19 protein-coding genes and 1 pseudogene are annotated in these 18858 nt (G+C 66.8%); 17 read left to right on the forward strand and 3 right to left on the reverse strand.

What is annotated here, in order from left to right; translation table 11 throughout:
* From SFU54_RS03080 to recN, 6 genes and pseudogenes are all read left to right on the forward strand, one after another.
* Nucleotides 1-1227: pseudogene (locus SFU54_RS03080) on the forward strand (hypothetical protein); the annotation flags it as partial.
* Nucleotides 1190-2239 (forward strand): HAD-IIA family hydrolase, encoded by a 1050-nt coding sequence (locus SFU54_RS03085; protein WP_413466549.1) that lies wholly within the window; start codon nucleotides 1190-1192, stop codon nucleotides 2237-2239. The pseudogene SFU54_RS03080 and the gene SFU54_RS03085, both read left to right, overlap by 38 nt.
* Before the next feature lie 2 nt (nucleotides 2240-2241).
* Entirely contained in the window at nucleotides 2242-2409 is a 168-nt protein-coding gene (locus SFU54_RS03090) for a hypothetical protein (RefSeq protein WP_319014849.1), read from the forward strand.
* Nucleotides 2409-3356 (forward strand): TlyA family RNA methyltransferase, encoded by a 948-nt coding sequence (locus tag SFU54_RS03095; protein ID WP_319014850.1) that lies wholly within the window; start codon nucleotides 2409-2411, stop codon nucleotides 3354-3356. The genes SFU54_RS03090 and SFU54_RS03095 overlap by 1 nt, the downstream gene beginning before the upstream one ends.
* Nucleotides 3353-4273: an NAD kinase gene (locus SFU54_RS03100; protein WP_319014851.1), complete on the forward strand. Its 921-nt coding sequence runs from the start codon at nucleotides 3353-3355 to the stop codon at nucleotides 4271-4273. The genes SFU54_RS03095 and SFU54_RS03100 overlap by 4 nt, the downstream gene beginning before the upstream one ends.
* Nucleotides 4270-5967 (forward strand): DNA repair protein RecN, encoded by a 1698-nt coding sequence (gene recN / locus SFU54_RS03105; RefSeq protein ID WP_319014852.1) that lies wholly within the window; start codon nucleotides 4270-4272, stop codon nucleotides 5965-5967. The genes SFU54_RS03100 and recN overlap by 4 nt, the downstream gene beginning before the upstream one ends.
* A 12-nt stretch (nucleotides 5968-5979) precedes the next feature.
* Here recN and SFU54_RS03110 read toward each other — a convergent pair whose 3' ends face one another.
* A complete protein-coding gene (locus SFU54_RS03110) occupies nucleotides 5980-6879 on the reverse strand; it encodes a hypothetical protein (RefSeq protein WP_319014853.1) in 900 nt (299 codons plus the stop codon).
* A gap of 74 nt (nucleotides 6880-6953) precedes the next feature.
* Between SFU54_RS03110 and SFU54_RS03115 the strand changes: the two genes are divergently transcribed.
* The 3 genes from SFU54_RS03115 to SFU54_RS03125 all read left to right on the forward strand — a co-directional run bounded on the left by SFU54_RS03115 (nucleotide 6954) and on the right by SFU54_RS03125 (nucleotide 10294).
* Nucleotides 6954-8666 carry a CTP synthase gene (locus SFU54_RS03115; protein ID WP_319014854.1) on the forward strand — a complete coding sequence of 571 codons (1713 nt, stop codon included), beginning with the start codon at nucleotides 6954-6956 and terminating at the stop codon, nucleotides 8664-8666.
* Nucleotides 8663-9256, forward strand: coding sequence for an NUDIX hydrolase (locus SFU54_RS03120; RefSeq protein WP_319014855.1), 594 nt, complete (start codon nucleotides 8663-8665; stop codon nucleotides 9254-9256). Before SFU54_RS03115 ends, SFU54_RS03120 begins: the two co-directional genes overlap by 4 nt.
* A gap of 81 nt (nucleotides 9257-9337) precedes the next feature.
* Nucleotides 9338-10294 (forward strand): site-specific tyrosine recombinase XerD, encoded by a 957-nt coding sequence (locus SFU54_RS03125; protein WP_319014866.1) that lies wholly within the window; start codon nucleotides 9338-9340, stop codon nucleotides 10292-10294.
* Between the two features lie 13 nt (nucleotides 10295-10307).
* Here SFU54_RS03125 and SFU54_RS03130 read toward each other — a convergent pair whose 3' ends face one another.
* The gene (locus tag SFU54_RS03130; protein WP_319014856.1) at nucleotides 10308-11246 is read right to left on the reverse strand and encodes a hypothetical protein; all 939 of its coding nucleotides are present in this window, start codon (nucleotides 11244-11246) and stop codon (nucleotides 10308-10310) included.
* A gap of 95 nt (nucleotides 11247-11341) precedes the next feature.
* On the opposite strand from SFU54_RS03130, the gene SFU54_RS03135 reads away from it, so the two are divergent.
* Nucleotides 11342-12010, forward strand: coding sequence for a TetR/AcrR family transcriptional regulator (locus SFU54_RS03135; protein ID WP_319014857.1), 669 nt, complete (start codon nucleotides 11342-11344; stop codon nucleotides 12008-12010).
* 30 nt (nucleotides 12011-12040) lie between these two features.
* Here SFU54_RS03135 and SFU54_RS03140 read toward each other — a convergent pair whose 3' ends face one another.
* Nucleotides 12041-12763, reverse strand: a complete 723-nt coding sequence (locus SFU54_RS03140) for a hypothetical protein (RefSeq protein ID WP_319014858.1) — start codon at nucleotides 12761-12763, stop codon at nucleotides 12041-12043.
* 80 nt (nucleotides 12764-12843) lie between these two features.
* Between SFU54_RS03140 and SFU54_RS03145 the strand changes: the two genes are divergently transcribed.
* From SFU54_RS03145 to SFU54_RS03175, 7 genes are all read left to right on the forward strand, one after another.
* Nucleotides 12844-13731 (forward strand): ParA family protein, encoded by an 888-nt coding sequence (locus tag SFU54_RS03145; RefSeq protein ID WP_319014859.1) that lies wholly within the window; start codon nucleotides 12844-12846, stop codon nucleotides 13729-13731.
* Between the two features lie 64 nt (nucleotides 13732-13795).
* Nucleotides 13796-14608: a ScpA family protein gene (locus tag SFU54_RS03150; protein ID WP_319014867.1), complete on the forward strand. Its 813-nt coding sequence runs from the start codon at nucleotides 13796-13798 to the stop codon at nucleotides 14606-14608.
* A gap of 22 nt (nucleotides 14609-14630) precedes the next feature.
* Nucleotides 14631-15218, forward strand: coding sequence for an SMC-Scp complex subunit ScpB (gene scpB, locus SFU54_RS03155; protein ID WP_413466550.1), 588 nt, complete (start codon nucleotides 14631-14633; stop codon nucleotides 15216-15218).
* Between the two features lie 52 nt (nucleotides 15219-15270).
* Nucleotides 15271-16140: a pseudouridine synthase gene (locus tag SFU54_RS03160; protein ID WP_319014861.1), complete on the forward strand. Its 870-nt coding sequence runs from the start codon at nucleotides 15271-15273 to the stop codon at nucleotides 16138-16140.
* Nucleotides 16137-17225, forward strand: a complete 1089-nt coding sequence (locus SFU54_RS03165) for a prephenate dehydrogenase (RefSeq protein WP_319014862.1) — start codon at nucleotides 16137-16139, stop codon at nucleotides 17223-17225. The genes SFU54_RS03160 and SFU54_RS03165 overlap by 4 nt, the downstream gene beginning before the upstream one ends.
* 30 nt (nucleotides 17226-17255) lie before the next feature.
* Nucleotides 17256-17918 (forward strand): (d)CMP kinase, encoded by a 663-nt coding sequence (gene cmk, locus SFU54_RS03170; protein WP_319014863.1) that lies wholly within the window; start codon nucleotides 17256-17258, stop codon nucleotides 17916-17918.
* A 61-nt stretch (nucleotides 17919-17979) separates the two neighbouring features.
* Nucleotides 17980-18858 (forward strand): GTPase (locus SFU54_RS03175; RefSeq protein WP_319014864.1); only part of this gene is annotated, 879 nt, incomplete at its 3' end.

Below are 18858 nucleotides of genomic sequence, written 5' to 3' on the forward strand. Positions count from 1 at the left end.
CGCGACGACCGCGCCCCGCGCAGCGGTGCGCCGAAGCGCGATGGTGCGCCCCGCAGTGGTGGTGCGCCGAAACGAGACGGAGCCCCTCAGCGAGACGGTGCTCCGAATCGAGATGGTGCCCCGCGCCGCGACACCGCATCGAAGCGTGACGGTGCACCCCGCAGTGGTGGTGCGTCGAAGCGCGATGGCGTGCCCGCACGCGATGGCGCCGCCCGTCGGGATGGGGCACCGAAGCGCGAGGGCGCTTCAAGCAGCCAGCGCCGCGAGGGTGCGCCGAGGCGCGATGGAGCGTCGAGCGGCCCGCGCCGTGAGGGCGCCGGAACGGGGTACCGCGGTCCGCGCCCCGCGGGTGCGGGTCGGCCCGAGCGACCGAACCGTCCGGAGGGCGACAACGACCGTCCGAGGCACGATGACCCGGTCATCCCCGAAACGATCACGGGCAAGGAGCTTGACCGTATCGCCCGCAACGAGCTCAAGACGCTGGCGAAAGAGAACGCTGACCGCGTCGCGCAGCACCTGGTCATGGCGGGCATGCTCATAGACGAGGATGCGCCGCTCGCGCATCGGCACGCTCAGGCGGCCGCTAGACGCGCTGGTCGCATTGCCTTGACCCGCGAGACGCTCGCGATCACGGCCTACGCAACGGGCGACTTTGCTCTTGCGCTGCGCGAGCTGCGCACCTACCGCCGTATCTCGGGCTCGAACGAACAGTTGCCTCTCATGGTCGACTGCGAACGCGGACTGGGCCGGCCCGAGAAAGCTCTTGAGCTTGGCCGCTCGGTTGACCGGCGAACGTTGAGTGTTCCGACTCGGGTTGAACTGGCGATCGCTATGTCGGGTGCTCGACTTGATCTCGGCCAGACCGCCGAGGCGTTGATGGAGCTCGAGATTCCGCAGCTCGACCCTGCCAAGGCCTTTAGCTATAGCCCTGCATTGTTTGACGCCTACGCGATCGTGCTCGATGAGCTCGGGCGCACTGATGAGGCCGATGAGTGGGCTCGGCGAGCCGATCTCGCCGCCGAGGCGCTCGAGTCCGCCGACCGGGAGCCGGGCGACGAGACGATCGAGATTGTCGAGCTCGACGACGATGTTTGGGGCGCTGTCGAAGGCGCTCCCGGGGGCGATCCCGAGGGGTCAGGCTTCGCGGAAGGCACGGCGGCGGCAGGAGCAGCATCAACACCGTCAGCAGGTGCGCCATCAGAGCGAGGCCGACGTGGCCCCGAGTAAGTCGGACAACACGCCGCTGACGGCACGGGATGCTCTGCTGCTCGACCTCGACGGAGTCGTGTATGCCGGCCCCGGTGCTATCCCGCACGCGGTGGAGAGCATTACCCGCGCAGCGAAGTCGGTGCGCGTGGGCTACATCACCAACAACGCCTCGCGCACTGATGAGTCGGTTGCCGAGCACTTGCGCGAGTTTGGCCTCGCGGTCGAGGCGAGCGACGTCGTCACGAGCCCTCAAGCGGCGGTGCGCATCCTCGCGACGCTCGTTGATCCCGGTGCGCTCGTGCTCGTTGTCGGCGGTGATGGGCTGGTCACCGAGGTAGAGGCCGCAGGGTTTCGCGTGACGCGCTCGGCTGACGACCAGCCGGCGGCGGTCATCCAGGGATTTGCGCCGCACGTCGGCTGGGAGCACTTGGCCGAGGCGTCGTTCGCGCTGCACACGGGAATTCCCTGGGTCGCGACGAACACCGACTGGACGATTCCCGTTGCGCGAGGCATCGCGCCGGGTAACGGAACGCTCGTCTCGGCCGTGCACCTCGCCGTGGGGCGACTGCCCGTTTTTGCTGGCAAACCGGAAACCGCGATCTTTGATGTTGCCAGTGAGCGTTTCGGCGCAACAAATCCCCTGGTGGTGGGCGACCGTCTCGACACCGACATCATGGGCGGCAAGCGGGCCGGGCTCGCGACGGCGCTTGTGCTGACGGGCATCGACCGTGCCAAGCAAGTGTTGGCCGCGCCCCCGACGATGCAGCCCGACTTCATTCTGGGCGACTTGCGGGAACTCTTTGTGCCCTACCCCGCGGTTGAGATCGATGTGGACGCCGATGGCGTGCGCACCGCATCCGTCGGTCAGGCGGTCGTGCGCATGAAGCAGCACGTCGTTCGCGTTGCGCGCGCGGGATCCGACTCGCTCAACCTTTTGCGCGCTGGCGCGGCGGTCATCTACGCATCCGGTTTGCAGATTTACGGTCTCGATGTCGACGAGCAGCTCATGCAGCTGGCGGTATCGTCATAGCCATGATCGACGGCGAGTTTTCGACCGAGCCCGACGAGGCGCTGCTCTCGCGCCTCGCGCTCATCGACGAGCGCCCGCTCGGTGACCGCGCTGCGGCGTTTCGCCAGCTGCACGACGAACTGCGCAACCAGCTTGAGGCGACCGACGGCGACACCGGCCGTTCGGCCTGATGTCTGCTGTGCCGAGCGTCGAGCCTGGCGAGTCTGACGGATCGGAGCGCACCTCGGCGACGTCCCGTCGACTCGATCTCGTGCTCGTCGAGCGCGGGCTCGTGCGCTCGCGCACCGTGGCGCGCGCGGCGATCGAAGCCGGACGCGTGACGGTCAATGCGCGCGCGATTGTCAAGCCCGCGCATCCCGTCTCGCAAACCGACGTGATCGACGTCGATGGTGACGACCGCTATGTCAGTCGCGCCGCGCTCAAGCTCATGGCGGGGCTCGACGCGGCGGCGATCGATGTGCGCGGGATGCTCGCGCTCGATCTCGGAGCCTCAACGGGCGGCTTCACGCAAGTCTTGCTCGAGCGCGGTGCCCGCCAGGTGATTGCGCTCGACGTCGGGCACGGACAACTCGCGCCAGAGATACGCGCCGACTCGCGCGTTGTGGTGGTGGAAGGCGAGAACGCTCGCGCGCTCACGGCCGAGCGACTGGCGCTGGTGAGCGGCGTGAGCGAGCATCCCGATCTGGTTGTCGGCGACCTCAGCTTCATTTCGTTGACTCTCGTGCTGCCGGCGATTGTGGCCACGGTCGGCGCCGACGTGCCCATGGTTCTGCTGATCAAGCCGCAGTTCGAGGCGGGGCGGCAGGGCGTGCGGGAGGGCATCGTGAAGTCGGCACCGGTGCGCGACGACGCGATCATGGGTGTGCTGTGGGCGGCGAGCGATCTGGGTCTGCACGCGAGCGCTCTGCTCTCCTCCCCGATTATCGGAAGCGGTGGAAACCACGAGTATCTGGTGGTCTTCGAGCCGGGTGTCGGGGTGCATCCGACAGAATGGAGAGCGCGAGCGACTGAGCTCGCGAATGAGCCGGTGGGCGCGAACCGCGACCACACCGCGGTTCGCACCGACCTCCGCACACCAGACCGCGCTACCGACAGCCCTGAGAAGGGGAAACCGTGACCACCCGATGCATTCTCGTTGTCGCCCACACAGGGCGGACCGAGTCGTTGGCGGCCGCCGTGGATGTCGTGCACCTGTTGCGGGCGGCCGGGGTGACGCCCGTGGTTGACGCTGAGTCTCTCGACGACTTGCGCGGAGCGTCGGGCGCGGGCGATTTGCGCGTTCTGGGCGCCGACGTTGCCGTCGGTGAAATTGAGCTCGTGATTGTGCTCGGGGGCGACGGCACGATCTTGCGGGCGGCGGAGTTGGCGCGCGGCGGTTCGGCGCCTCTGCTCGGAATCAACTTGGGACACGTCGGATTTCTGGCGGAGAGCGAACGTGACGACTTGGCGTCGGCGGTGGCTCGAGCCCTTGACCGCGACTACCTGGTTGAAGAGCGCATGACTCTGTCGGTGCGCGTCAAGCTCGGCACCGAGGTCATCTACGAAACGTGGGCGCTCAATGAAGCGACCGTCGAGAAGGCGAGCCGCGAGCGCATGCTCGAAGTTGTCATCGAGGTTGATGGCCGTCCACTGTCGAGCTTCGGCTGCGACGGTGTCGTGATGTCGACACCGACGGGGTCAACGGCGTATGCGTTTTCCGCCGGGGGCCCAATCGTGTGGCCCAGTCTCGACGCAATGCTTCTCGTGCCGCTCAGCGCGCACGCCCTCTTTGCTCGCCCGCTCGTCGTGGGCCCCAATAGCTCGCTCGCGGTCGAGGTGCTCGATCGCACCCAGGGAGTCGGCGTGTTGTGGTGTGACGGCCGTCGGGCCGTCGATCTTCCGCGCGGAGCCCGAGTTGTCGCGCGTCGTTCGCCGACTCCCGTGCGGCTCGCGCGACTTCACCCCGGTCCGTTCACCGACCGCTTGGTCAACAAATTTGCCCTGCCCGTGCACGGGTGGCGGGGACCCATCGACGAGGAAGGCCGCGGCGCGTGATCGAAGAGATCTCTATCCGTCATCTCGGTGTGATCGGCGAAGCGCGATTGCCGTTGGGTCCGGGCTTCACCGCGCTCACGGGCGAGACCGGTGCCGGCAAGACGATGGTGGTCACCGCCCTCGGCCTGCTGCTCGGTGACCGGGCCGATACCGGAGCGATCCGTTCGGGGTCGGGCCAGGCGCTCGTCGAAGGCCATTGGCACATTGACGAGCATGGTGCGGTCGCTGATCGGGTTCGCGATGCCGGGGGAGACCTCGACGGCGGCGCCCTCATTCTCAGCCGCTCGATCTCGCAAGAGGGCCGATCGCGGGCCGTGGTCGGCGGTCGTTCGACCCCTGTCGGTGTCTTGAACGAGATTGGTCAGCAACTCGTTGTGGTGCATGGTCAGAGCGACCAAATTCGCCTGAAGTCGGCGACGGCCCAGCGCGAGGCGCTCGATCGTTTTGCGGGCCCTGAACTGGCGAGCGTGCTCGGCGACTACCAAGAGGTCTTTCGTCGTTGGAACGACGCGCAAGCCGAACTCGATGTGCTCGTGGCCGAGCGCGATCGGCGCGCCCGAGAAGCAGAAGACCTTCGGCTCGCCATGACCGAGATTGAGTCGGCGGCGCCCCGCCGCGGTGAAGACGCCGAACTGACGGAACGCGCCGATCGCTTGACGAACATTGAAGACCTTCGGCTCGCCGCTGCCCAAGCGCACGACCTCATTTCGAGCGAAAGCCTCGATGAGGCGCGGGATGCCCTCTCGCTGCTCGACAGCGCCCGACGCACGATCGACCGGGTGTCGGGCCACGACCCCGAACTCGGCACGATCGCCGAAGCCATCGCCAACGCGGGCTTTGTCGTGGGCGAGCTCGCGACCCAATTATCGTCGTACCTCGCCTCGCTCGACAGTGATGGCGGGCGCGAGCTCGAGGCCGTGCAAGAGCGCCGGGCTGAGCTGGCCACCCTCATGCGCAAATACGGCCCCACTCTCGACGAGGTCATCGACTATCTCGATTCGGGCAGCGGTCGACTCATGGAGCTTGACCACGACACCGATCGCATCGAGTCATTGCGTGTCGAGGTCGATGCTGATCGCGCCCGACTCATGATGCTCGCCGACCGGCTGAGCGATTTGCGGCGCGTGGCGGGCATCCGTCTGTCGGAGCGCGTCACGGGCGAGCTCGCCGCCCTCGCGATGGGTTCGGCGCGCATCACGGTGGACGTGACGCAGCGCGACGAGTACACGGCGAGTGGTCGTGATGCGGTGGCGATCTTGCTGCAGCCGCATCCGGGTGCCGAGCCGCGACCGCTGGGGCGGGGTGCGTCAGGCGGTGAGCTCTCGCGCGTCATGCTCGCGCTCGAGGTCGTGATCGCCGCAACCGACCCCGTGCCCACGTTTATCTTCGACGAGGTTGACGCTGGGGTGGGTGGTGCCAGTGCTATCGAGATCGGGCGGCGCCTCGCGCGGCTCGCGCAGACCGCACAGGTCATTGTCGTGACCCACCTCGCGCAAGTCGCGGCATTTGCAACGAATCACTTGCGTGTCGTGAAAGACAGTGACGGCGCTGTGACGGCCTCGAGCGTGCAGCAGTTGCACGGTGACGAGCGCATCGCCGAAATGGCGCGACTGTTGAGCGGGTTGCCTGACAGCGAGTCAGGACTCACGCACGCGCGCGACCTCATGCAAACCGCGCGCGAACTCGTCGGCTAGCGCTGCCGCTCGCTACTCGGCGATCGGAAGCCGAAACTGAAGGCGCGGAGCGTCGCTCAGCTCGATCGTGATCGTGAGAAACACCGTGTCGGGGTCGAGCCCGTCGGGCACGCCGAAGACGTGCGTCGTGGGTGCAAAGTCCGCGGTACACGCACGCGGCGGCAGCGCGCCGAAGACGAGAGCCAGTTCGGTGCTCGAGGTGAGGTCGAGCGAGAGCGCGGGCGGAGGGCAACTCGAGCTACCCCAGGTGATCACCCTGAGTGATGCGCGCCCGGGTCCCCAGAAGGCGAGCGGTGCACCTTTGTCGAGGGCGTCCGCGGGCAGGATGATGTCGTCGGGGAGGCCGGAAAGGGTCTGCACAGCAATTGACGGCGGCTCGGGCCACGGCCACAGCTGGGCGGTCGTCTGCACTGATCCCGTGGGACCGAATGCATCGAGAGCTCGAGTGACAGTGGCGGCGTAGGGCCCCTCGCCTTGACCCCACCCCGCGGGCACGGCGAGAACGTGCGTGTAGGGAGCGAGGTCGTCGGTGCATGCTTGCGCGGGCGCTTGGCGCAGGTCGATCGAGACCGTGCTGTCGTCAATCACCGTGATCGCTGTCGCGACGAGAGGGCACGTGGAGCTTCCGTAGCTCACGACCGTGATGGTTTCGCGGTCATCGTCGAGCCACGCGATGGGCTCGCCGCGCCAGTTGTCGTCGAACAGCGGTTCACTCACGGGCGCGTTTCGAGGAAACCCCGGCGCTTCGGAAACAGCGACGGACACGGGCGATCCCGGGAGGCCCGCGCATCCTGCGGCGCTCAGGGCAATGGCCGCGAGGAGCGACCCGACGACGGTGGCCCGCACGGCTGCGAGGGCGAATCGACCGCGGCTCCGCATCCGTAGGTCGGGGGAGAGGGCGAGAGCGCGCATGGCGCACACTGTACGCTCACGGCGCACCGCGCGTCGAGAACGAGCGCGCGTCACGTCGGATAGCATGGAACCCCGTGGCGGACACTTCAGACAGGGCATCTTCTGACTCGGGCTCGACCGGTCGAATCACCAAGCACATCTTCGTGACCGGAGGTGTCGTCTCGTCTCTGGGTAAGGGCCTTACTGCCGCCAGTCTCGGCAATCTGCTGACCGCGCGCGGCTTGCGCGTCGTCATGCAGAAGCTCGACCCGTATCTCAACGTCGACCCGGGCACGATGAACCCGTTCCAGCACGGCGAGGTCTTCGTGACCGACGACGGTGCCGAGACCGACCTCGACATCGGACACTACGAGCGTTTTCTCGACATCAACTTGAACCAGGCCGCCAACGTCACGACCGGCCAGATCTACTCGCAAGTCATCGCACGTGAGCGCCGCGGCGAGTATCTCGGCGACACCGTGCAGGTCATTCCGCACATCACCGACGAGATCAAGCGGCGCATGCGACTGCAGGCGCAAGATGAGCAGCAGCCCGACGTCATCATCACCGAGATCGGTGGCACCGTCGGCGACATCGAGTCGCAGCCGTTCATCGAAGCCGCGCGCCAGGTGCGCCACGAGCTGAGCCGCCGCAACGTGTTTTTCGTGCACGTGAGCCTCGTGCCCTTCATGGGCGCGAGTGGTGAGCAAAAGACCAAGCCAACGCAGCACTCCGTTGCCGCACTGCGCTCAATCGGTATTCAGCCCGACGCTCTCGTGCTGCGCAGCGACCGGCCCGTGTCGAGTGCCAACCGGCGCAAGATTGCGCTCATGTGCGACGTCGACGAAGCCGCCGTCGTCAACGCGGTGGATGTTCCCTCGATCTACGACATCCCTTCGATGCTGCACAGCCAGGGCCTCGACAGCTACATCATCGACCAGCTCGACTTGCACGCCGGCGAGGTGCAGTGGGATCGCTGGAAAGACCTGCTCACGGCCGTGCACGAGCCCAAACGCGAGGTCACCATTGGCCTTGTCGGCAAGTACATCGACCTGCCCGACGCTTACTTGAGCGTGACAGAAGCACTGCGCGCCGGTGGCTTTGCGCACCAGGCCAAGGTGCTTATCCGGTGGATCGCGAGCGACGAGTGCGAGACCCCCGAGGGAGCAGCGAAGAACCTCGCTGATCTCGACGGCATCTGTGTGCCGGGCGGCTTTGGCGTGCGCGGCATTGAGGGCAAACTCGGCGCTCTGCGGTTCGCGCGCGAAAACCGCATTCCGGTGCTCGGGCTGTGCTTGGGCCTGCAGTGCATGGTCATTGAGTACGCGCGCAACGCGGCCGACTTGCCCACCGCATCCAGCACCGAATTCGACCCCGAGACCGAATTTCCGGTCATCGCGACGATGGCTGAACAGGTCGACATCATCGCCGGGGGAGACCTCGGCGGCACGATGCGTCTGGGTCTTTATGAAGCTGCGCTCGCGCCCGGCTCGATCGTCGAAGAACTGTATGGGGCTCCCGTTTCACACGAGCGCCACCGTCACCGCTACGAAGTGAACAACGCGTACCGCGAGCAGATTGCGGCCGCGGGCCTCGTCTTCTCGGGCACGAGCCCGGATGGCTCGCTCGTTGAGTACGTCGAGTTGCCGCGTGATGTGCACCCCTTCTATGTGGCCACGCAAGCACACCCTGAGTTGCGGTCGCGGCCGACGAATGCGCACCCGCTGTTCCGGGGGCTCGTAGATGCCGCGATCGAGCGCCAGCGTGCCTCGAAGCTCTTCGACGACGAGTCGGGGTCGGCTGCGTGACTGAGCCACACGCACACGAGGCCGAAGCGCCCCTGAGCGACGAGTCTCACGCCGTCGAGGTGCTCGACAGTGACGTGGCTTTTGCCGGAGCGGTATGGGATATTCGCCGCGAACGCTTCGCCTATGGCGACGGCACGCTCACCCGGGAGTTTCTCGAGCACCCCGGTGCGGTGGCCGTGCTCGCGGTGGATGACGACGATCGCGTGCTGTGCATCCAGCAGTATCGGCACCCCCTGCAGATGCGCAACTGGGAGATTCCCGCCGGCCTGCTCGACGTTGACGGCGAGCCGCCCCTCGAGGCGGCACAGCGCGAGTTGGCCGAAGAGGTCGATCTTGTCGCCGCTGATTGGCAGCCGCTCATCACGATGCACACGTCGCCGGGTGGCTCGGACGAAGTGATTCACGTTTTTCGGGCGACGGGGTTGACGGCAGCATCCCAGGTCTTTGCGCGGGACTCCGAAGAGGCCGACATCATCGTGCGGTGGGTCGCGCTCGACACGGCCGTCGATGCCGTGCTCGCGGGGCGTGTGCACAACGCGATCTTCCAGGCCGCCGTGCTGGCCGAGCACGCTCGACGCACGCGGGGCTGACTCGTGGCCGAGGGCGCGCGGGTGGGCTCGGGGCCCGAGCCCGGGCGCGCACTCGCGCCCGCGCCGGAGCGCGTGCCGCCGATCGCGCTCGCGCGTGAGGTCGAGCGCTACCTTCGTCACATCGCGCTCGAACGCGGACGGTCGGTCAACACCGTCGCCGCCTATCGGCGTGATCTCGCACGCTATCTTGACCACCTCGTCGAGCGCGGCATCGACGAACCGGCGCAGATCGGTGAGGCAGACGTGTCGGCGTTCGTCGCGACCGTGCGCGAACCGCGACCGAGCGATGACGGCGAGGTGCTGGCCGGAGTGAGCGCGTCGAGTGCCGCACGCATGCTGTCGAGCGTGCGCGGATGGCATCGCTTTCTCGCGGAAGACGGCATCGTCGCGCGCGATGTTGCGGCAGAGCAACGCCCCCCGAAACAGGTCAAGCGTTTGCCGAAGGCCATCTCGATCGACGAGGTCGAGCGGCTGCTTGACGCGTGCAGCGGCGACGACCCGATCGCGCTGCGTGATCGCGCTCTGCTCGAGTTGCTCTACGCCACGGGTGCGCGCGTGAGCGAAGCCGTTGACCTCGCCGTCGATGACGTCATCAGCGCGAGCGGCTCGACGGTGGGGGTCGCGGTCGGCGATGCCGTGCGACTGTTTGGCAAGGGTCGCAAGCAGCGCATTGTGCCCCTCGGGCGCTATGCACGCGAAGCACTCGAGGCGTACCTTGTGCGCGCTCGGCCCCTGCTCGCACCCCGCGGTGCGTCGACGCCCGCGCTCTTTCTCGGAGCGCGGGGAGCCCGGTTGTCACGGCAGAGCGTGTGGTTGATCATTCGGGATGCTGCGGCCCGGGCATCCCTCACCGCCGAGCTCTCACCGCACACCCTGCGGCACTCATTCGCGACCCACTTGCTCGAAGGCGGCGCCGATGTTCGGGTCGTGCAAGAACTGCTGGGCCATGCGAGCGTCGCGACGACGCAGCTCTACACGCTCGTGACAGCCGATGCCGTCCGTGAGGCCTGGGCAACGGCACACCCGCGCGCGCTGTAGCCAGAAGGCTCGCTCAGCGATATGAGTCGAGCGTGATCGCCAACGCTTCGTCGATGGGGGTCGCGTGCACGCCGAGTTCGGTTGCGATGGCCGAACTGTCGACAATGAAGTCAGTCTCGAACTCGTACGCCATTTCGACGACCTCGCGAATCGTGCGATCGCGCAGGCCGAGCAGGCGGAAGATCCAGGTTGGCGTGCCGGCGATGCGACCCGTGGTTCCGGCGAGCCGGAACGCCGTCTGGGCCATCTGGCGCGAGGTCTGCACCGCCGGATCATTGGGCAGGTGCCAGACGCGGCCGATCGCACGCGGGTCGGTGCCGAGCACCGCGAGACCTTCGCCAATGTCGGGAATGAACGTGTACGAGTGCTTGACGTCGGGCGAGCCGTAGAGGCGCGCAGTACCGCCGGCGAGCACGCCCTCGAAGACGAGGTCACCCATGGGCGAGGCCATGCCACCCCCGGGTCCGTAGTAGTCAGACGCGCGACCGGTGGCCACGCGCACGCGTCCGCTCTCGTGCGCGAGACGAAGTTGCTCGGCCATGTTGTTGCGCAGTCGCCCCTTGCGAGTGTGTGCGGCGAGGGGTGACTGTTCGGTGAGGGGCGCGCCGTTCGGGCGACCGTAGCCGTAAACGTTCTCCATGCTCACGAGAAGGGCGTCGTTGGACTCGGCCGCGGCGAGTACGCCGTTCTGCAGGGCCGGAAAGAGTTCGGTCCACTCGTGGTACTCAGGGTTGAGGCACTGGTAGACGACGGATGCTCCCGCCGCAGCCCCCCGTGCGAACTCGGTGTCGCGCGCATCACCCGCGAGCACCTCGACCCCCGTGGGGGCGTCGCCACCCGGAAACCGCCCCGAGCGGTTGACCATGCGCACGCGGAGGTCGCGCCGGAGCAACGCGTGCATGGTGGCGCGAGCGACGGGGCCGGTACCGAAGATGACATGGAGGTCGGTCATGAGGGAAGCCTTTCGCGCGATAACTCTGCACGCTGTACAGAATCGAGGACGCTCGTTACTGTACAGTGTGAAGTGATCGAGAGCAAGGAGCAGTCGTGGCCACCCCCGGACCCGCGCGTCGATTGAGCGAGAGCGCCGTGCTCGACGCGGCCTTTGCCGTGGTCGCCGAGCACGGCTTCGACGCGCTATCGATTCGTCGTGTCGCGAGTGCGCTCGGGGTGAGTCCCAACGCGCTCTACACCTACGTTGCTGATCGCGCCGACCTGCTGCGGGGCATGGTCGAGCGTGTGATGGCCGCGATCGACCTCAGTGCCCTGGAAACCACGACGCTGTCGCCCGCTGACCGTCTGGAGCAGTTCGCCGTGGAGATGCGGCGCACGCTGCTGGGGCATCCGGGTGGCGCTGCGCTCATCATGACGGGGCCCATCGACGGCCCGCACTCGCTGTTGCTCAACGAAGCGTTGTTGCGCACCGTTGTTGATGCGGGCTACTCACTCGACGACGCGGCGCGGGCATCGTATTCGCTCCAGGTCTATGTGCTCGGCACCGTCATGCTCGAGGCGGCCGACGGCGGCACGGGCGACCCCGAACGAGAAGAGGCTCTCGCGGTCGAACGTCGGGCCGCGCTCGAGCACGTTGACGCGAGCGGGGTACCGCTCACGGCGCAGACTGCCGACATCGTGGCGCGGTACAACACGACCGAGCAGTTTCGGTGGGGCATCCGTCGCTTGATTGACGGGATGCTCACCACGCCGTCGTCGTGACCTCGAGCGTGCGCGCTCGTCCAGAGCCCCTCACTCGCTGGGGGCAAGCTGTTCGACCTCGAACGGGCCCGTTGGCCCCCAGGAGTAGCGATAGCCATCGCCGATGCGCAGGCCACCTGTCTGGGGTGAGAACGGAATCTCGTTGCGCATTCCGCTCTCGAGAAATTGCTCGACCGGCAGGCACTGCACGAGCGTGAGCGCGTCGAACTCGACGATGCCCACGCACACGCGCGTGATCTCGTCGACGGTCGAGAGTGCGGCGAAGAAGGTCGACTCGCCATCGACCGCCACGGTGCGCACCTGTGCCTCGGAATCGAAGATCGCGAGCCGAGTGGCGATTGCCTCGTCATCAGCCGTGGCTGGTTTGTCGAAGATCTCGAGAGACGGTCGGGGTGTGAGCAGTTGGGCCGTAACGCCGATCACGAGCAGGGCACAGACAGCAGCCGCGACGCCGAGTGTCAGCCGCAGGGACGGTCGGCGGAGGCGGTGCAGGCGGTGCGGGGTGATGTCGGCTGCGGACGCATCGTTGGCCGTGGCGTCATCGGAACTCGCGTCGTCGTCGGTCGCGCCGTTGGCCGCGGCGCCAATAGCCGCGGCGGCGGCGTCGTTGGCCGTGGACACCTCGCGGGCGAGCCGGGCGCGCCGGCGTCGGTCGAGCTCGAGCGCGGCATCCGTCGCCCGCTGTCGACCGTGCTCGTCGGTCGCGCGTCCGTAGGCGATGCGCGCGAGTTCGTCGTCGCTGCGATGCTCCATTGGCGTCAGTCAACGATGTGCACCGGTGGTCGCGACAGAGACGCCTCGGCGGGAGGCTGGCCGGTCACTAGACTGGGGGCATGAGCGGCGACAACACCAGCGGAGCGGAGCTTGCGGGCTTCTCTGAGCTGATGGCGGGCCCCACCGGGCGCCCGTTGCGCGAGTTTGCCGAGCCGCCCGTGCTCACGAGCCACGGCCCCGCTCGCATCATTGCGCTGTGCAACCAAAAGGGTGGCGTCGGCAAGACGACGACGACCATCAGCCTGGGTGCGGCGCTCGCCGACTATGGCCGCAAGGTGCTCGTGATCGACTTCGACCCGCAGGGCGCACTCTCGGCGGGTCTGGGCATGCACAGCCACGATGTGCCGACGGTCTACGACCTGCTTCTCGGTCGCGAAACCGATGCCCGCAAGGCCGTGCAAGCAACGGCGACCAAGAATCTCTACCTGATTCCGGCGAACATCGATTTGAGCGCCGCTGAAGTGCACCTCGTCAATGAGGTTGCTCGCGAACACATTTTGGCGCGCGTGCTCAAGCCCATCGTCGACGACTACGACGTCATTCTCATCGACTGTCAGCCGAGCCTGGGCTTGCTCACCGTGAATGCGTTGACCGCCGCGCACGGTGTGCTGATTCCCCTCGAGTGTGAGTACTTCGCCTTGCGCGGTGTGGCCTTGCTCGTCGAGACGATCGACAAGGTGCGTGACCGCCTCAACCCAGCGGTGCAACTCGACGGCATTCTCGCCACGATGTATGACGCTCGCACTCTGCACAGCCGTGAAGTTCTCGAGCGTGTGGTTGAAGTGTTTGACGACAAGGTGCTCGAGACGGTCATTGGTCGCACCGTGAAGTTTCCGGATGCGTCGGTTGCCGGTGCCCCCATCACGAGCTTCGCACCCGATTCGCCGGCGGCCGGTGCGTATCGCCAATTGGCTCGAGAGCTGATCGCGCGTGGCCAGGTCGCCTGAGCCGACAGCGGGTTCGGCGGCATCGAGCGAGTCGGCGGCGGTCGCGCGGGGGGCCACCACCGCAGTGATCGAACCGGATGCCCTTGCCGCTGGCTTTCACGTCACGCTCGACGATTTCGACGGCCCGTTCGACCTGCTGCTGAGCCTCATCACCAAGCGCGAGCTCGACATCACCGAAGTGAGCTTGAGCGTCGTGACCGACGAGTTCTTGGCCTACTTGCGCGCGATGGAACACAACGGCTCGACCGATGCGCTCGACCAGGCGAGCGAGTTTCTGGTCGTCGCCGTGACGCTGCTCGACCTCAAGATCGCGAGCTTGTTGCCGCAAGGCGAACTTGTCGATGCCGAAGACGTGGCGCTGCTCGAAGCGCGCGACCTTCTCTTTGCGCGACTGTTGCAGTACCGCGCCTTCAAAGAGGTCTCGGCGTGGTTCGCCCGCAGCATGGCCGAAGAGGCCGAGCGTCACGTACGGTCGGTGCGACTCGAAGACCAGTACCGCGAGACGACCCCCGAGCTCAAGTGGACGCTCAGCGCCGACAACTTCGCGGCTCTGGCGTTGCTCGCGCTCACCCCGAAAGAGATTCCCGTGGTCGGGCTTGACCACTTGCACGCTCCGCTCGTGTCGATTCGCGAGCAAGCCGCGCACGTCGTCGCCATGCTGCGGCAGGGCGAGCCCGTGACGTTTCGGCAACTCATTGCGGGTGCCGAGGGCAAGGGTGTCATTGTGGCGCGCTTTCTTGCCCTGCTCGAGCTCTATCGAAACGCGGCGGTCGGCTTTGAACAGCTCGAACCGCTCGGTGAACTCACGGTGCGCTGGACGGCCGAAAACTGGACCGACGAGAACCTCGTGAACCTCGGAAACGACTATGGGCAGTGAGAGCGCGATGAGTGACGAACAGATGACGGATGCAGCGCCCGCGGCGGGCATCCCGGATCACATCGATGTGGCTCGCGCCCTCGAAGCGATCCTCATGGTTGTCGACGAGCCGCAGAGTGTTGTCGGTCTCGCGAGTGCTGTGGGTCGGCCCGTGAAGGCCGTTCGTGCGGCGATCGCCGAACTCGTGGCCGACTACGACGGGGCTGCGGGTGGACCACGTCGTGGTTTTGAGTTGCGCGAGGTCGGGGGAGGCTGGCGCATCTACGTGCGCAGCGAGCTCGACGCCGTGGTGCGCGACTTCGTGCACACCCAGAACCCGTCGAAGCTCTCGCAAGCGGCGCTCGAGACGCTTGCGGTCATTGCCTACAAGCAGCCAATTAGTCGTGGGGCGATCGCGTCGATTCGCGCGGTCAACGTTGACTCGGTTGTGCGCACCTTGCTCGGTCGCGGACTCATCACCGAGGCATTCACCGACAGTGAGACGGGCGCGATTCACTACGAGACCACCGATCTGCTTCTTGTGCAGTTGGGCATCAACTCGCTTGATGAGTTGCCCAAGATTTCTCCGTTGCTCGATGACGGCAGCGAAGGGTTTGACGATGTCCGATAAGCGTGGTTCTGGGTCGGGTTCACGGCCGGGCGGGTCGCGGCGCGATGAGCCTATGCGTCGCGACGGGCGGCGCGACCGCGACCTCGTGCCCGATGTCGTGATCGACTGGTCGGGGGGCGACCTGTCGAGCAACCAGCGAGCGGGCGATTCGCCCACGAGCGAGCGGCTGCAGAAAGTGCTCGCTGCGGCGGGCGTCGCGAGTCGCCGCGTCTGCGAAAACCTGATCGTGGCCGGGCGAGTGTCGGTCAACGGAAAGGTCGTCACCGAGCTCGGCTCGCGCGTCGAGCCGGCGATCGACCAGGTGGCGGTCGACGGCGTCGCCGTGCAACTCGACACCACCAAGCGCTACATCATGCTCAACAAGCCCACCGGCGTCGTCAGTTCGATGGCCGACGAGAACGGGCGGCGCGACTTGCGCGAGTTCACGCGCGACTACGACGAGCGACTCTTCAACGTCGGTCGTCTCGACGGCGAGACGAGTGGGCTGCTCTTGCTCACCAACGACGGCCCGCTCGCCAACGTGCTCGCGCACCCGCGCTATGGCGTCGAGAAGACCTACATCGCGAAAGTCACGGGCTCCGTTCAGGCCTCCACCCTTCGCAAACTCAAGGAGGGCATCGAACTCGACGACGGCCCGATCGCGGTCGACAGCGTGCGCGTGCTCGGAGCGCCGAGCCAGGGTCACTCGATGGTCGAACTCACCCTGCACTCCGGTCGCAATCGCATCGTGCGGCGCATGATGGCCGCGGTCGGCCATCCGGTTGTTGAGCTCGTTCGCCGTCAGTTCGGACCCCTGCACCTCGGCACGCTCGCCTCGGGTCAGACCCGTGAACTGACGGATGCCGAACGCGGTGCGTTGCTCACGATCGCCCGGCAGCACGCGAACGTCGGCCCCGCAGCCGACGAGGGAGCCGACTCATGACTGATCGCCGCCTCACTGAGCAGGTGCACATCATTGGTGCGGGATTGCTCGGCACGAGCATCGCGCTCGCCCTCAGCGAGAAGGGCGTCGACGTCACGCTCGCCGATGCATCGCCGACCGCCGTGCGGCTCGCGGTGGACTATGGCGCGGGTCGCGCTCCGCGCCCCGACGACCGACCCGGCCTCGTGGTGGTGGCCGTGCCGCCGGATGTCACGGCGGCGACCGTCGCGCAGGCTCTGGCTGAGCATCCCGAGGCCATCGTCACGGATGTGGCGAGTGTGAAGGCCAGCGTGCTCGCTGAGTTGCACGAGCTCGGCGCTGATGTGACCCGCTACCTCGGCTCTCACCCCATGGCCGGGCGCGAGCGTGGTGGGCCCATTTCGGCGCGCGCCGACCTGTTTCTCGGTCGGCCGTGGGTGCTCGCGGGCCACGATGGCATCAGCTACCGTCGTGCGGGCGCCATCGAAGACCTCATTCTTGACGTGGGTGCTGTGCCGATTGAGATGACCGTCGACGAGCACGATCGTTCGGTCGCGATGATCAGCCATGTTCCGCAGCTCCTCGCGAGCGCGATGGCCGCGCGACTGCGCACGGCCTCGAACAGCGCAGTCGGTCTCGCGGGTCAGGGCGTGCGCGATGTGACGCGCATCGCCGCGAGTGACCCCGGGCTGTGGGTGCAGATTCTGTCGGCGAATGCCGAACCCGTCGCCGAGATTCTGCGCGGAGTGCGCGATGACGTGGATGCTCTGCTCACCGCCCTCGCCGACCCCGAAGCCCCCGGCTCGCGCCGTGCCCTCGCCGACCTCATCGCGGCGGGCAACGCGGGAGTCGCGCGGATTCCGGGTAAGCACGGTGACGACCGTCGCTTCGCTCAGCTCGTCGTGATGATCGACGACACACCCGGCCAACTCGCGCGGCTGCTCACCGAGATTGGTGAACTGGGCATCAACATGGAAGACCTGCGGCTCGAGCACTCGCCCGGTGCGCCCATCGGCTTTGCCGAAGTCTCGGTCTTGCCCGATGTCGAACAGCGCCTGATCGACGAGCTCTCGGTGCGCGGGTGGCGCATCGCGGGCGCGAGCTGAGCATCCCGAACCATCCCTGAAAGGACCCCCATGAGTGACACGATCGTGGCCGTTGACGGCCCTGCCGGCAGCGGCAAGTCGAGTGTGAGTCGTGAGGCGGCACGTCGACTGGGCTTCGCCTACCTCGACACGGGGGCCGCGTATCGTGCACTGGCGTGGCACTGCCTCGATGAGGGCGTTGACGTTGAGGATGCTGCGGCCGTCGCTGAGCGCGTCGCCGACTTTGATTACGCGATCGGCATGCAGCCCGATCACTACTTCGTGCGTGTGGGCGGCGAAGACATCACGCCCGACATCCGCGAGCCGCGCGTGACGGCCGTCGTGAGTGCTGTGGCGCGTGTGCCCGAGGTGCGCGCGGGGCTGACGGCACTCTTCCGGTCGCTCGTCGCCCAGGCGTCTGAGCCGGGTGTGATCGTCGAGGGGCGCGACATCACGACGGTCGTGGCCCCGGATGCTGCGGTGCGCGTTCTGCTCACGGCCAGCCCAGAGGCTAGACTGGCTAGAAGGTCGGCGGAGCTGAGCGCCGTGTCGACCGAGGCGACCGCGCAGCAGCTGGCCTCGCGGGATGCCCAAGATTCCCGCGTGGTCGACTTTATGAACGCCGCCGAGGGAGTCACGACTCTCGACTCCACCGATCTCGACTTCGAGCAAACGGTGCAGGCGCTCATCGACCTTGTGCGTGCGGGAGCCTGAAACTCGGTTCGCGTGCGAAACACACGCCGCCTGCGGGCGGTGGAACAAGTGGGAGGATCCCATGACCGAGAACCCTGTTAACCCCGAACGCGACGAGTTCGACGCGCCCGAGTTTGCGAATGCCGAAGCGGCCGAGGCCGTTGCTGCGCGACTTGCGGAACTCGATGATGACCTCGCGGCCAAGCGCGCCGACGCTCTCATCGCGGGCCTTGCGGCCTATGACCTCGACGATGACGACCTCGAGCTTCTCGAAGGCGCCGAGCTCGGCGAAGACGGCATCATCTCGATGCCGGCCCTGCCGGTGCTCGCGATTGTCGGTCGGCCGAACGTCGGCAAGAGCGCACTTGTCAACCGCATTATCGGTCGTCGTGAGGCCGTGGTCGAAGACACTCCTGGCGTGACGCGCGACCGCGTCATGTACAAGGCCGAGTGGAACGACCGCAAGTTCACGCTCGTCGACACCGGAGGTTGGGAGCCCGACGCCTCGGGCATCAACGCTTCGGTCGCTGCTCAGGCCGAAGTCGCTGTCGATCTGGCGGATGCTGTGCTCTTCGTTGTCGACGCCATGACCGGCCCGACCGCGACGGACGAGTTCGTCGTCAAGATGCTGCGGCGCTCGAAAAAGCCCGTGATTCTCGCGGGCAACAAAGTGGATGACGCGCGCCAAGAGCCCGAAGCTGCAGCCCTGTGGGGCCTCGGCCTGGGTCAGCCTTGGCCCGTGTCGGCTCTGCACGGTCGCGGTGTTGCTGACTTGCTCGACCACGTGCTGACGGTGCTGCCCGAAGTGTCGGCGGTCGCGAAGCAAGAGTTCGGTGGTCCCCGTCGTGTAGCTCTGCTGGGTCGACCGAACGTGGGCAAGTCGAGCTTGCTCAACAAGGCGGCACGCGAAGAGCGCGTTGTTGTCAACGAGCTCGCGGGCACGACTCGTGACCCGATCGAC

The sequence above is a fragment of the Microcella sp. genome (assembly GCF_033763155.1).
Classification (GTDB): Bacteria; Actinomycetota; Actinomycetes; order Actinomycetales; family Microbacteriaceae; genus Microcella.

Bases quoted from the DNA above. Each gene is read 5' to 3' on its own strand.
- SFU54_RS03090 (WP_319014849.1), top strand. From the start codon at position 2,242: ATGATCGACGGCGAGTTTTCGACCGAGCCCGACGAGGCGCTGCTCTCG.
- SFU54_RS03095 (WP_319014850.1), top strand. From the start codon at position 2,409: ATGTCTGCTGTGCCGAGCGTCGAGCCTGGCGAGTCTGACGGATCGGAG.
- SFU54_RS03110 (WP_319014853.1), bottom strand. From the start codon at position 6,879: ATGCGCGCTCTCGCCCTCTCCCCCGACCTACGGATGCGGAGCCGCGGT.
- SFU54_RS03130 (WP_319014856.1), bottom strand. From the start codon at position 11,246: ATGACCGACCTCCATGTCATCTTCGGTACCGGCCCCGTCGCTCGCGCC.
- SFU54_RS03140 (WP_319014858.1), bottom strand. From the start codon at position 12,763: ATGGAGCATCGCAGCGACGACGAACTCGCGCGCATCGCCTACGGACGC.
- SFU54_RS03145 (WP_319014859.1), top strand. From the start codon at position 12,844: ATGAGCGGCGACAACACCAGCGGAGCGGAGCTTGCGGGCTTCTCTGAG.
- scpB (WP_413466550.1), top strand. From the start codon at position 14,631: ATGACGGATGCAGCGCCCGCGGCGGGCATCCCGGATCACATCGATGTG.
- SFU54_RS03160 (WP_319014861.1), top strand. From the start codon at position 15,271: ATGCGTCGCGACGGGCGGCGCGACCGCGACCTCGTGCCCGATGTCGTG.
- SFU54_RS03165 (WP_319014862.1), top strand. From the start codon at position 16,137: ATGACTGATCGCCGCCTCACTGAGCAGGTGCACATCATTGGTGCGGGA.
- cmk (WP_319014863.1), top strand. From the start codon at position 17,256: ATGAGTGACACGATCGTGGCCGTTGACGGCCCTGCCGGCAGCGGCAAG.